The organism is Streptomyces sp. NPDC001401 (assembly GCF_042895385.1).
In the GTDB taxonomy this organism is placed as follows: domain Bacteria; phylum Actinomycetota; class Actinomycetes; order Streptomycetales; family Streptomycetaceae; genus Streptomyces.
Genome location: NZ_JBIAWI010000020.1, coordinates 216,736 through 228,502, shown reverse-complemented (window position 1 = coordinate 228,502; position 11,767 = coordinate 216,736). Strand labels below are relative to the sequence as shown.

Sequence of the window (11,767 nt, the reverse complement as noted above, 5' to 3'; positions counted from 1 at the left end):
GCGGGAACCCATTCGTGGCCGCACTCGGGGCACACCACAAGGGCGTTCATCTCGTAGGTGTACTCACAGGAGCACTTCGGACAGGGAGGAAGATTGTCGATCATCCTGCCAGCGTATCCGGCCCCGCGCCTCACCATCCCCTCGGCCGACGCACCGGAATGATCACCAGCAGGCGCGGTGGGCAGGCGTCCGTGGCGCTGGAGCACAGGCTGTTCTCTTGGAGAAATTGCCGTTCATGTGCGCGGCACCGGTCAGCCGCGGTTGTTCGCGGGCATGGGCGGGGTGGCTGCATCGGCCTGCCGCAGTTCGGCGAGGAGTACGTTCTGCCCGTCCAGCAGCTCGGTGAGGATGCGGCGGGCTGCCCGCAGGAGTTCGGCGACGTCGCCGCCTGCCAGTGCGTAGCGGACGGTCGATCCCTCCCGGATGGACACCACGATGCCGGATCGGCGCAGGACGGCCAACTGCTGCGAGAGGCTGGACGGTTCGATCTCGATGTCGGCGAGCAGGTCTCGTACGGGGACCGGCCCGTGCTGGAGGAGTTCCAGGACCCTGATGCGTACGGGGTGCCCGAGCATGCGGAAGAAGTCCGCCTTGGCCTGATAGAGGGGGACTTGCATGACCGCTCGCTCTCTGCCGGGTCGGGTGGGGTGGGCTCGCCGGGGGTGCGGCGGCGCCTTGCGACACCGCCGCATCGGCCCTTCACAGCCGATCCTTGCCGCCCAGGGCCGTGTGCAGGCATGAATTGGGATCATGCTGATGTGATCACTTGAAGAAGTTTTCACATCATGGGCGCACGAAGCCTCGGGCTTTGGACCGTCTCTAGACCTCGAGCTGTTTCTCGACCCGCATCAGCTGATGACGGGCCATGGCCAGATTCGAGCGCTCCTTGTCGAGAACCAGGTAGAGGAACAGACCGTTCCCGCTGCGGCCGGCGATCAGACGGATGAGGTGATATTGCTTTTCGAGTGTGATCAGGACGTCCTCGATCCGGCTCTTGAGGCCCAGCTGTTCCATCGTGCGCACCTTGGCCCGGATGACGTCCGTGTTCCCTGCCGCGGCGATCGTCAGATCGAGGTCCTTGCTCCCGCCCAGCGTCCCCAGGGCCATGCCGCTGGTGTAGTCGACGACCGCGGCTCCCAGCGACCCTTCGACCGCGGTCATCATCTCCTTCAGTGACACTTCCACGCTCGCCATGGCGGCGCCTCCTCTTGGGTGTCGGTTGCGACGAGACCGGCTCTCCGCAGTCCCGTCCGATGCAGGGACCGTAGGCCGGGGTGGGCGACGCCGGGACGAGGTCTCTGCGTCTGGCGCATGATGGCCGAAGAGCTGCGCCCCTAGTCCGTTTGAGCGCCGGAAACTGGTGTGTTCGAGCGTGAAGTTGGAGCTTCGAGCCTTGAGGTGACGATCACGGCAACGAGCGAGGGCTGACGTGCCGGTCGTGACTGAGAAGCCGCTACGAGGCTGGAGGCGCTGTCGGCGGACGTCACGGACTCGTGTCTATCTTCGCCCACGTGCCTGACGTACGCCCCCGCGTGGCGGATGCCCGCCGAGGTCAGCTGCGAGGGCTGCCACGACGCGAGGCTCGTTGACCGGGCGGTCAAGTAGGCCGTCCGGCCCGCTTTGCCCTGCGCCTGCGCGATCGTCAGTGGGTAGGAGGAGGGCACAGTGGGGTGGCGGTGCATGCGGCTTCCTGGGCGGCCATGACCTCATCACCATGCTCGAAGGCCCATGCTCCGACGGCGTCGATGGGTGCCAGCAGGGTTCGGCCCAACGCGGTGAGCTGGTATTCGACCCGCAGCGGCGTTCCGGGATGTGCGTGCCGTGCCACCAGTCCGTTGAACTGCAGGCGCCGCAGCGTCTCGGTGAGGACCTTGGAGCTGATGCCGCCGATGCGTTCGCGCAGTTCGACCGGCCGCCGGGGACCGTCCCTCAATGCCCAAAGCACCACGGCATTCCAGGTGTTGGAGAGCAGGTCGAAGGCAAGGCGGGCCCGGCAGTCGGCGAGGAAGACGTCGGTCGTCACGTACCAAATGGTGCCCGACAGGCCACCTAGCGTCGGTGCGAACCCCCGAAGCAGGCATGGAGAGGGAACGCGTGATGAGAATCGGCGTACTGGGAACGGGCAACATGGCCCACGCACTCGCCACCCACTGGGCGCGGGCCGGGCACGAGGTGACCGTCGGCGGACGGGACACACACAAGGCGGAGCGGCTCGCGACGCGCATCGGCAGCGGCGCGCAGCCTGCCAGTCTGCGTGCGGCGGCCGAGTTCGGCCAGGTGGTGCTGGCCGCCCTGCCCTTTGGCGCCGGGGCTGGCGTGGCACGGGAGCTGCGAGCGGCCCTGGACGGCAAGGTGCTGCTCGACTGTTCCAATCCGGTCGGGCCCGGCTTCCGGCTACTGACGGAGGGAGGCCCCTCGGCCGCGCAGCAGCTGGCCGCGGCGGCACCGGGGGCCCACGTGGTCAAGGCGTTCAATCTCTGCCACCAGGATGTGTGGCGCATGCAGCCACCCGTCTTCGACGGGCGGGCACTGGCCGTTCCGGTCTGCGGGGACGAGCCGGAAGCCCTCGCGCGCGTGCACGAGTTGGTGCGGGACGCGGGCTGTGAGCCCGTGGCCGGCGGCGGTCTCGAACGGGCAGGACTCCTGGAGGCGACCGCCGCTCTCTTCATCGCGCTGTGGGTGGGCGAGGGAGCGGATGTCCAGGCAATCGCACCTCCGCTGGCGTATGCGGCCGGACCGGGCCACGAACTGGCGGAAGGCGACAAGAGGGCGTCCTGAGAGCAGCGTGGCTCAGTAACCGGACAGCGGGGTTGTGAGTTCAGGCGGGTGGGCGAGATCGTTTGAGACGTTGCTGCCGGTGTCGTCTGCTGGAGGACCTCCGTGACCGATCCTGCGCCCGCCTCCCTGCCCGCCCCGCCCTACTACGCCGTGGTGTTCACCGCCGTGCGGACCGCCGGCGACAACGGTTATGCGGAGAGGAACGAGCAGATGATGAAACTGGCTGCCGACCAGCCGGGATTCCTCGGTGTCGACTCCGCTCGCGGTGCGGACGGACTGGGGATCACGGTGTCGTACTGGAGGGACGAGGACTCGATTGCCGCTTGGCGGAATCACGCAGAGCACGCCCTGGCCCGTGCGCACGGACGCGAGCACTGGTATGCCTCGTTCTCGCTCCACGTGGCCAAGGTCGAGCGCGCCTACGGGTCTACCCACCCGGCAGATCTGTAGGTGCCACCGCCGCCCATCCTCGTGATCATTCAGGCGGGGTGATTCCGGCATGTGTGGTGGGCATGGGCTGTTCGGTCGAGCCGGTCGAGCCGGTCGAGGCGGAGTGGCCGCGGGCGCGTGCGGCGGCGGTGGACAAGCTGTTCCGGGCATTCGACCCGCACCAGGTGTTGCTGCTGCCTCGTCGCTGGATGACTGGTTGCCCGAGGACCACCTGGCCCGTTTCGTCGCCGACCTGGTCGACCAGACGCTCGACCTCTCGCCGATCCTGGCCGCCGACCAGGCCCCGGACTTCCGCGCGATCGGTTCCTGCAGTCGCACTGCACCTCGTGCAGAAAGCTCGGCCGCGCTGTGGATCGGCGTGCCACGCTCTTCTTCTCGCTCGCCGTGTCGCCGACCACGCTGGCGCTCCACCTTGTTGGCTTGTGGTGCAGTCCCTGGGGCCACATCCGGGGCGGCCGGACTCCAGTAGCCCAAGGGCGATGAGTCTTGTCGTGATTCCCGGTCTGTATCCGCGTACCCGATCAACCGCACTCGAGGAGAGCATCATGACCGCCACCTACACCTTCGACGTCTTTTCCAGCCTCGACGGCTTCGGCGCCGCCGGCGGCGACTGGACCGGCTACTGGGGCAAACAGGGCCCCGAGCTGCTCGACCACCGCCTCGCCCTGTACGGCGAGGAGCAGCGGATGGTCTTCGGGGCCAGCACATATCGGGCGTTCGCCCGGATGCTGGCGTCCAGCACCGAGGAGTCCGACGTGCGGGACGCATGGGTCACACGGATGAGGAGCCTGCCGGCCACGGTGGTGTCGACCACCCTGGAGGAACCCCTCGACTGGCCGGACGCGACCGTCGTGAGCGGCGACGCCGTCGACGTCGTCGCCCGGCTAAAGGAGGAGTCCGAGGTGCCGTTGCGTTCGCACGGCAGCCTGTCGATGAACCGGGCGCTGATGGCCGCCGGTCTGGTCGACCGCGTACAGGTGACGCTCTTCCCTGTGATCACCGGTCAGACCGGGCTGGACCCGATCTTCCGGGATGCGGCCGACTTCGACCTCGACCTGATCGAGAGCCGGACGCTCGACGGCCGCATCCAAGAGCTCATCTACCGGCCCACCCTGCATGCCTGAGCCCATCGATGCACCCCACCCGGTCGGACCGCGAACCTGACCGGAAGTTCCCGCTGACCGACATGCCGACCGACCTCATGGCCGCCCCGGTCCCGCGGCTTCCTGATCACGTAACCCGCATGACAGGCGCGCCGATACCGCTTCGACTCAGCTCGCGCAGGTCGACGGGCCGCGCCCACAATTGACTGGTTGGCGAGCGTCCAGCCGTCGATCGCAGCGATCGCGTTGGTGAGATCGCTGCCGTCGTCGGTGTCCAGCTCTCGCGCCCACACATCGCCCCCGGTCACGGCGAGCGGATGCTGCCACGTCCCCTCGGGCGTACGGGACAGACGGCTCGTCGTCCCCCGGTCGGCCATCCACTCCGCCTGATCGGCACGTCCGGCGACCGACGTCGCCTGACAGTCCAACTCGGCGTCCTCAGGAGCATCGGCGAGCGCGGCACCTCGTACCAACCCGGCGAGCGGAACAGGACGGTGTGCGGAGCATCGGCAGGCCCCCGTCCACCAAGGGAAGGGATCCCAGACCGCACGGTCGGCCCGTCGCCTTCGCAATCATGTGCTGGAGCGCCTTGGACACCGGCGCACGGTCGATCGTTCGGCGTCCTCGATGAAGAACGCCGCAGCACGTCCTTCGATGGACAGCACGCCATAGCGACACAAGCCCAGCGCATCCCACTCAGGCATGCCCGGCGTCGCCAGCACGGACAGCGAACGCTCGCCCTCGTCTCCCAGAAGCTCGACAACCACGGCGGCGCGGGCGAGCATGCCAACCAGCTCCTGGCCCGTGTGCTCAACAGCCGGCCCCAGATGCGGATGGGGCGGCTGGTCGTAGTGGCGGCCGAGGCTGTCGACGCCAACGAATCCGAACTCCAACCGCCTGCCCCGCGGCGCAGCCGTACCCGCCTCGCCGATGACGACACGACCCGCACGATGCACGCGACTCGTCCCCGAAGCCCGGTGCCCACCGCTGATCACCCGCGGACCAGGCCGCCCCGAGGCGTTGCACTGAACGCGCCCCCACGAGAGCCTGCACGCTGTGCAGCATGACCGTTTGCGTCGCTGACAGGGAACCTGTGCCCCGCGGTCCGATTCCGCAGCCAACGCGCCGGCATCCGTGAACACGCGATGGCCGCCCGTGTGGCGCGGTCGGGGCGGCCCATGACACAACTCCCCGGGCCCCGCGCCTACCTCCGTGATCCCTGATCAGACGAGCACGGTCGCCAAGCAAGGGGGATGAGCGGACGCCCCGAACCTTGGGATAGCGCGTACGCAAGCCGTGCCGGACGGGAGGGGAGCCCGATCACGCCATGGCTGACTCGCGCTCTTCTCCAACTGCCCCGAACTACCCAGACTGCCCATCAGGGACGGCAGGGGGAGGCGGGCATGGCTGCTCGGCGTGGACGGGGATCGGCTGCTCGCAGGCGGCGGAAGGCGCGGTGGAAGTCGGCTGTGACCGGCGGCGGCGTGCTGCTGGTCCTCCTGGTGACGTTCTGGTCGACCGTGTGGCCGTATGTCACGGCCGCCGTGTTCCTCGGCGGCACAGGAGCGACGGGCTGGTGGCTTTGGCGAACGGACCGGCTCGTGCGGGGGCGGGACCGCCGCTGGCGACAGGAAGAGGAGGTCAAGGCCGGCCATCGGACCCTCGCCGAGGTGGATGCGATGACCGGCACAGAGTTCGAGGAGCTGGTCGCGAGCTTATGCCGCCGCGACGGCTGCACGGAGGTGCGGCGGGTGGGCGGTTCGCACGACAACGGTGCCGATGTCGTCGGTCGTCTCCCGGACGGCCGGGCCATGGTGATCCAATGCAAGCGGTACGCGCCGAGCAGCACCATCGCCAGCCGCGAGCTCCGCGATCTGCTGGGTGCCAAGGTGCACTTTCGGGCAGACGTGGCCGTGTTCGTGACGACCACGCGATTCAGCCGCCCGTCCGAGAACTTCGCGGTGGAGCACGGAATCCTCGCTGTGCACCGGGACCACCTCGGACTGTGGAACAACGGTGCATCCCTCTTGTCGCTGAGCGGCGTGAACGGCCAAGGACAGGGGGACACGCGGCACCGGGCGCGCTGGAAGCAGGCGTACGGCAAGTGAGCGGCGGCGCAGGACCTGGAGCAGCCTCCGGATCAGCCCGCGGTTGACGTCGTACAGCCTCCAAGCTGGGTAGCGCATGGCCGGGCCACCCTGCTCACCGCCGTCAACCGCTCATCGGCGGGATCACCAGCACCCTTACGTTTCCTCAGGGCGTTGGGTAGAACTGGCGGGCCCAGTGGCGGAACAAGCCGATGGCCTCGTCGCTTGCGGCGAGGCGGGGTCGTGGCTCGTAGCGTTTGGTGTTCCAGATCCTCAGGTCCTGATGGACCTTGCTGACCGCGGTGCGCAGTACCGCCTGGGCGATGGCCCGGCGCAGGCCGCGCCGTGGGAGCGAGGCCTTCGTGGCGTCCTTCTTGCGGATGTCTGCACAGGCCGTCGCGATCAGCATGTGGGTGCGTCGGGGTCCGGTCGGTGTGTGCATGGCCCACAGGTAGCTGACGAGTCCGAGCGAGGGCAGCGGGAGTTCGACGCGGAGAAATCCCAGCCCGGCCATGAGGAACGTATGGTCGGCCTGGATCTTCTGTTTGAGGGCGGCAGGCCGGTCCGGCCCAAGACACAGGCGCATGCGCAGGAGCGGGCCTTCGGTCGTCGGAGGCTCGAGTTCCTGCACGGCCACGTGGTGCAGGACGGGCAGATGCCGGTAGTCGAGGGTGTTCTCGATGATCTCCTGGGCGTGGGTGTGCACTTCCGTGCTCCAGACGGCTGTGGGAACGACTCCGGCCTGGGTGGTGCCGGGGACTTCCCAGGTGGGTGGAGCGCCGTTCGGGTCGTGCCAGGCGAAGAGGAAGCCGTTGCGCTCGCTGATGGTGTGGTGCTGCAGGTGGGCGCGCGGGGGCGGGCCGTCGGGGGTGCCGACGCAGGTGCCGTCGGGGGCGAAGGCGAAGCGATGGAAGGGGCAAACCAGGTTCTGTCCCTCCACGGTGCCGCCCGCCCCCAGATGAGCGCCCAGGTGTGGGCAGTAGGGATGCACTGCGCGGGGTCGGCCGTCGCGGGTGCGGTAGAGGACGATGTCCTCGTCCATGAAACGGCGGGTCAGAACCTTGCCGGGGGCCAGTTCTCGGGAACGCGCCAGGCAGAACCAGCCACTGGGGTAGGGCAGATGCCGCATCGGCCCGTCGACGGCGGCGTGGGGACTGCGAGACCTGGGCAGTTCGTCCCTCATCGTCATGGGCGGCAGCCAAACACACGAATAACGCGCTGTATTCAGCCCTCGCAGCAAGATCACTCTTATGGGGAATCTACCGGTCATATCGCCGCAGACGATCGCGGGTGACCCTACGATCGGTCGCTCTGAGTACGTGGTCGGGGGCGGTTCGGCATCAGCGCCGGGATGCCCACGCGGCAGACAGGGGCGGGCGCTGGTGGCCGAGGACAGCATCAACAACCATCGTCATGAGGCGGAAGTCGTCGTCATCGGGGCCGGCCTCTCCGGCGTGGCCGCCGTCATCGCGCTGCGCCGGGCCGGTTTCGACGACGTCGTCGTGTTGGAGAAGTCCGGTCGCCTCGGCGGGACTTGGCGCGACAACACCTATCCCGGATGCGGCTGCGACGTACCGGCGATGCTGTACGAGTACTCCTTCGCACCCCACGCGTGGAGCCGGGGCTTCGCCGACCGGTCCGAGATTCTCGACTACCTCGACACCACCGCGGCAACGCACGGCGCGGACAAGGCGATCCGTTACGACACCGAGGTGCTGCGCATCCGCTGGGAGCCGGAAGCACACCGCTGGAACCTGCAGACCACGTCGGGCACATACACCGCCCGCGCCGTGATCGTTGCCACCGGCCCCTGGCATCGGCCCCGTCGGCCCGACATCCCCGGCCTGGACACCTTCCCGGGCACCGCCTTCCACTCCGCCCGCTGGAACCACGAAGTCGACCTGACCGGACGGCGCGTGGCAGTGGTGGGCACCGGAGCGTCCACCGTCCAGTTCCTGCCCGAGATCCAGCCCAAGGCCGCTCATGTCGACGTCTTCCAGAGCACACCGCAGTGGGTACTTCCCAAGCCCGACTACCCCCTCCCTCCGGGGCTCCACGGCTTCTTCGAACACCACCCGGCAGCACGCCGCGCACTGCGCGGCCTGCACCACTGGACCCAGGAAGCCATCGGCGTACCCCTGCGCCACCCCCACCTGCTGCGGCCCTTGGAGGCCCTGGCCCACTTCCATCTGCGTACCTCGGTACGGGACCGCGCCCTGCGCCGGGCCCTGACTCCTGACTACCGCTTCGGCGGCCGCCGCCTGATCACCTCCAGCACCTACTACGCCGCCCTCACCCGCCCCAACGTGCGGCTGCATCCCACCCGCGTGACCGCCGTGGAGGGCTCGGACGTCATCGGCGCCGACGGCACCCGCACCCGCGCCGACACCATCGTCCTCGCGACCGGGTATCACATCGGCGACATCCCGCTGGCCCCCCATCTGCACGGCACCCACGGCACATTGGCCCAGAGCTGGGCCGACGACCGCCGCGCCTACCTCGGCACCAGCGTCAGCGGATACCCCAACCTCTTCCTGCTCATCGGCCCGAATCTGCTCACCGGCACCACCGCCGTCCCCACCGTCCTCGAGGCCCAACTCCGCTACATCACCACCGCCCTCAACCACCTGCGCACCAGCGGGGCGACCGCACTCGATGTCAAGCCCGAGGCCGAAGCAGCCCACCAGCAGGCCCTGCACGCGGCACTGCGCAACACCGTCTACAACGCCGCCGGCGGCACCGGCTACTACTTCGGCCTCCCGGGCATCAACACCTTCTGCTGGCCCTGGTCGACCGCCAGGCTCGTCAAGCGGCTGAACGCCTTCGACCCGGCGGTCTACACCTGGTCGCTGCCGCTGCCGGCCCAAGCCGGCGCCGAGCGGGACGGCCTGCCGGCCCGCCCGTCGGGCCGAATCCGGTAGGTCCCGGTCACGCGCTCGGCGAGTTGCACCTCTGTCGATTCACCGCGCGTTACGGCGCACACAGCGGGAAACACAGGGCCTACGTCACCACGGCCCGCTACAACAGGCTCGTCGAGCGCCTGCGGGCCACCGGGCACGTGGGCGGCCTCGCGGCGGCGTCCGCGACCTGCTCGCCGAGTCGCGTTCTTGGGAGGTCAGTCCCGCAGGGTGGATGCAGTGGACAGGACCTTCAGGGCCACGGCATCCACACCACCGTCGCCTGGCAGCGACTCTCCGCAGACGACTGGGCCACCTGCGCCGCCGAAGTCAGCCGGGGCCGGTGAGAGCAGATCAACACCCGGCCTCGAATACATGATCATGTCTCGACGCTCCTCGCCCACCTGCTGCCAACTGCGCAGCAGACCCTCCCGCTCAAAGCCGACACGCTCAGCCGTCCGCTGTGACACGGCATGCCACGGCTCGGCTCGACGTACAACTGAAGACGGGCAATCCGCAGGTCATCGACGGCCCAGCGGACAACCGCCCGGTGGGCTTCCGCCGCGATCCCCTGGCCACGAGCCGACCCGGCAAGCCAATGCCCCAGCGACGCTCGTCCCTCGCTCCGGTCCCTCACTCAGAAGCCGACCACCCAAGCGGATGCCCGTCCCCGATCCGCACGATGACGAAGGGATACCTGCCGCCAGTAGATGCCCGCGCCCACTGGCGCCGGACAGAGGCTTCACCCGCCGTCTGCGAGTACGCGGAAGGAACGGTCGTGATCAACGAGATGTAGTCGTCGCTCGACACACCTCCCGGACGAGAGGCAGATCTCCGAGCTCCCAGGCGCGGAGCACAAACCTGTCACCAGCAGCCAGGCGCGGGACGTCCAAGGGGGCAGCGACCATGCTCGCATCGTGTCGGGAACGCCGCCTCAACGCACTCCATGGCTGTGGGATGACGCTCAGCACGTTGACGAAGCGCTGGGTTCGCGACGCCCGAGATGGGCAAGATTTGTGATCTTGCTGGGCACTCTGTGCCTATTCGTGCACGACGACCGTGTGTGTATGAAGGATCTGGACATGCCCTACGCCTCAGTAGGCTTGTGCGTCGAAACAAAGGAGCGCTGCGCATGAGCTTTCGCCTCAAGGCGATCACCTGTGAGGATCATCTGGCCTTCGTCCGGGCTCGGCCTGCGGTGAGTCACATGCAGGTTCCCTCGTGGGGAGATGTGAAGCCGGACTGGCGGGCGGAGAGCCTGGGCTGGTTCGACGAGAGCGAGCGTCTCGTCGGCGTGGGGCTGGTGCTGCTGCGGCCGTTGCCGAGGCTGAAGCGGTATCTCGCCTACCTGCCCGAGGGGCCGGTCATCGACTGGGCCGCGCAGGATCTGGAGCGATGGCTTGAACCGATGCTCGCGTACTTGAAGGGGCAGGGGGCGTTCTCGGTGAAGATGGGGCCGCCCGTGGTGGCCCGCCGCTGGAGTGCCGAGGCGGTCAAGGCGGCGATCGCTGACCCGAGGGCTGGGCGGTTGCGGGATGTGGAGGCGACCGTGCATGAGCCGTCGGCCTTCGACGTCGCCGACCGGTTGCACCGGATGGGCTGGCAGCAGAGCGAGCCCGGCGGCGAGGACGGTTTCGCTGCGGGCCAGCCGCGTTACGTGTTCCAAGTGCCCTTCGCAGGGCGGTCGTTGGAGCAGATCCAGCGGGGCTTGAACCAGCAGTGGCGCCGGAACATCAAGAAGGCGGAGAAGGCCGGTGTCAAAGTCGTTGAGGGCGGATACGAGGACCTGCCCGCCTTCTACGACATCTATGTGGAGACCGCCGAGCGGGACCGGTTCATTCCCCGCCCGCTGGCCTACTTCCAGCGGATGTGGACCGCACTGAGAGCCGAGGACCCCGACCGCATGCGCCTCTACCTCGCCCACCACGAGGGCGAGGTGCTCGCGGCGGCCACGATGCTGATGGTCGGCGAGCACGTCTGGTACTCCTACGGCGCCTCCACCAGCCGCAAGCGCGAGGTCCAGCCGAACAACGCCATCCAGTGGCGGATGATGTCCGACGCCCATGCGTTCGGCGCTGGTGTCTACGACTTCCGCGGCATCACCGACACCCTTGAGGAGAGCAACCACCTGCTGGGACTGCTGCGGTTCAAGGTCGGCACCGGCGGCGAGGCCGTCGAATACCTCGGCGAGTGGGACTTCCCGCTCAACAAGGTGCTGCACAAGGCCCTCGACCTCTACATGTCCCGCCGCTGACACTGCGGCCGCCTCGTGCTGATCGTCGACGCCGATGCGGTCAGCGCGGAACGTCGGCTGCAGACCGGCCGGTTGGCCTGCCCGCACTGCATTGGTGTCCTCGCGCCGTGGGGGCACGGCGGCCGCGGGAAGTAGGTGACGATCTCAAGGCTCGGCTGTTCGTACGCCCTCGCCGGTCACGGGGTTCGGGTCGCGGGA

General features: G+C 68.4%; 12 protein-coding genes and 2 pseudogenes. 7 read left to right on the top strand and 7 right to left on the bottom strand.

The annotated features are described in order from the left end of the window. The 4 genes and pseudogenes from ACFY10_RS45015 to ACFY10_RS45000 all read right to left on the bottom strand — a co-directional run. A pseudogene (locus tag ACFY10_RS45015) lies at positions 1–104 on the bottom strand (alkylphosphonate utilization protein); the annotation flags it as partial. Positions 105–251: 147 nt separating this feature from the next. Beyond that, positions 252–617 (bottom strand): ArsR/SmtB family transcription factor, encoded by a 366-nt coding sequence (locus ACFY10_RS45010; RefSeq protein ID WP_390671163.1) that lies wholly within the window; start codon positions 615–617, stop codon positions 252–254. A gap of 202 nt (positions 618–819) precedes the next feature. Further along, positions 820–1,194 (bottom strand): hypothetical protein, encoded by a 375-nt coding sequence (locus ACFY10_RS45005; RefSeq protein ID WP_390671162.1) that lies wholly within the window; start codon positions 1,192–1,194, stop codon positions 820–822. Between the two features lie 448 nt (positions 1,195–1,642). After that, entirely contained in the window at positions 1,643–2,023 is a 381-nt protein-coding gene (locus ACFY10_RS45000; RefSeq protein ID WP_390671161.1) for a winged helix-turn-helix transcriptional regulator, read from the bottom strand. A 74-nt stretch (positions 2,024–2,097) separates the two neighbouring features. Between ACFY10_RS45000 and ACFY10_RS44995 the strand changes: the two genes are divergently transcribed. The 4 genes and pseudogenes from ACFY10_RS44995 (at position 2,098) to ACFY10_RS44980 (ending at position 4,352) form a co-directional block, all read left to right on the top strand. Next, positions 2,098–2,778 carry an NADPH-dependent F420 reductase gene (locus ACFY10_RS44995; protein ID WP_390671160.1) on the top strand — a complete coding sequence of 227 codons (681 nt, stop codon included), beginning with the start codon at positions 2,098–2,100 and terminating at the stop codon, positions 2,776–2,778. Between the two features lie 102 nt (positions 2,779–2,880). Then, entirely contained in the window at positions 2,881–3,228 is a 348-nt protein-coding gene (locus tag ACFY10_RS44990; protein ID WP_390671159.1) for an antibiotic biosynthesis monooxygenase family protein, read from the top strand. A 62-nt stretch (positions 3,229–3,290) separates the two neighbouring features. Next, positions 3,291–3,499, top strand: a pseudogene (locus tag ACFY10_RS44985) (hypothetical protein); the annotation flags it as partial. A gap of 274 nt (positions 3,500–3,773) precedes the next feature. Continuing rightward, positions 3,774–4,352 (top strand): dihydrofolate reductase family protein, encoded by a 579-nt coding sequence (locus ACFY10_RS44980; RefSeq protein ID WP_390671158.1) that lies wholly within the window; start codon positions 3,774–3,776, stop codon positions 4,350–4,352. 551 nt (positions 4,353–4,903) lie between these two features. Here ACFY10_RS44980 and ACFY10_RS44975 read toward each other — a convergent pair. Then, entirely contained in the window at positions 4,904–5,224 is a 321-nt protein-coding gene (locus ACFY10_RS44975; protein ID WP_390671157.1) for a hypothetical protein, read from the bottom strand. Between the two features lie 510 nt (positions 5,225–5,734). Between ACFY10_RS44975 and ACFY10_RS44970 the strand changes: the two genes are divergently transcribed. Next, entirely contained in the window at positions 5,735–6,439 is a 705-nt protein-coding gene (locus tag ACFY10_RS44970) for a restriction endonuclease (protein ID WP_390671156.1), read from the top strand. Positions 6,440–6,584: 145 nt separating this feature from the next. Here the strand turns inward: ACFY10_RS44970 and ACFY10_RS44965 are convergent, their stop codons facing one another. Further along, positions 6,585–7,607 (bottom strand): aromatic ring-hydroxylating dioxygenase subunit alpha, encoded by a 1,023-nt coding sequence (locus ACFY10_RS44965; RefSeq protein ID WP_390671155.1) that lies wholly within the window; start codon positions 7,605–7,607, stop codon positions 6,585–6,587. A gap of 193 nt (positions 7,608–7,800) precedes the next feature. Here ACFY10_RS44965 and ACFY10_RS44960 point away from each other — a divergent pair, with 193 nt between their 5' ends. Then, positions 7,801–9,339 carry a flavin-containing monooxygenase gene (locus tag ACFY10_RS44960; protein WP_390671154.1) on the top strand — a complete coding sequence of 513 codons (1,539 nt, stop codon included), beginning with the start codon at positions 7,801–7,803 and terminating at the stop codon, positions 9,337–9,339. A gap of 355 nt (positions 9,340–9,694) precedes the next feature. On the opposite strand, the gene ACFY10_RS44955 is transcribed toward ACFY10_RS44960, so the two are convergent. Beyond that, on the bottom strand, positions 9,695–9,952 hold the full coding sequence (locus tag ACFY10_RS44955) for a GNAT family N-acetyltransferase (RefSeq protein WP_390671153.1): 258 nt from the start codon (positions 9,950–9,952) through the stop codon (positions 9,695–9,697). A 495-nt stretch (positions 9,953–10,447) separates the two neighbouring features. Here ACFY10_RS44955 and ACFY10_RS44950 point away from each other — a divergent pair, with 495 nt between their 5' ends. After that, complete coding sequence (locus ACFY10_RS44950; protein WP_390671152.1) at positions 10,448–11,569, top strand: lipid II:glycine glycyltransferase FemX; 1,122 nt, start codon at positions 10,448–10,450, stop codon at positions 11,567–11,569. Positions 11,570–11,767 lie beyond the last annotated feature (198 nt).

Coding starts and splice junctions, on each gene's coding strand:
- ACFY10_RS45010 (WP_390671163.1), bottom strand. CDS start 617: ATGCAAGTCCCCCTCTATCAGGCCAAGGCGGACTTCTTCCGCATGCTC.
- ACFY10_RS45005 (WP_390671162.1), bottom strand. CDS start 1,194: ATGGCGAGCGTGGAAGTGTCACTGAAGGAGATGATGACCGCGGTCGAA.
- ACFY10_RS44995 (WP_390671160.1), top strand. CDS start 2,098: ATGAGAATCGGCGTACTGGGAACGGGCAACATGGCCCACGCACTCGCC.
- ACFY10_RS44980 (WP_390671158.1), top strand. CDS start 3,774: ATGACCGCCACCTACACCTTCGACGTCTTTTCCAGCCTCGACGGCTTC.
- ACFY10_RS44970 (WP_390671156.1), top strand. CDS start 5,735: ATGGCTGCTCGGCGTGGACGGGGATCGGCTGCTCGCAGGCGGCGGAAG.
- ACFY10_RS44965 (WP_390671155.1), bottom strand. CDS start 7,607: ATGACGATGAGGGACGAACTGCCCAGGTCTCGCAGTCCCCACGCCGCC.
- ACFY10_RS44950 (WP_390671152.1), top strand. CDS start 10,448: ATGAGCTTTCGCCTCAAGGCGATCACCTGTGAGGATCATCTGGCCTTC.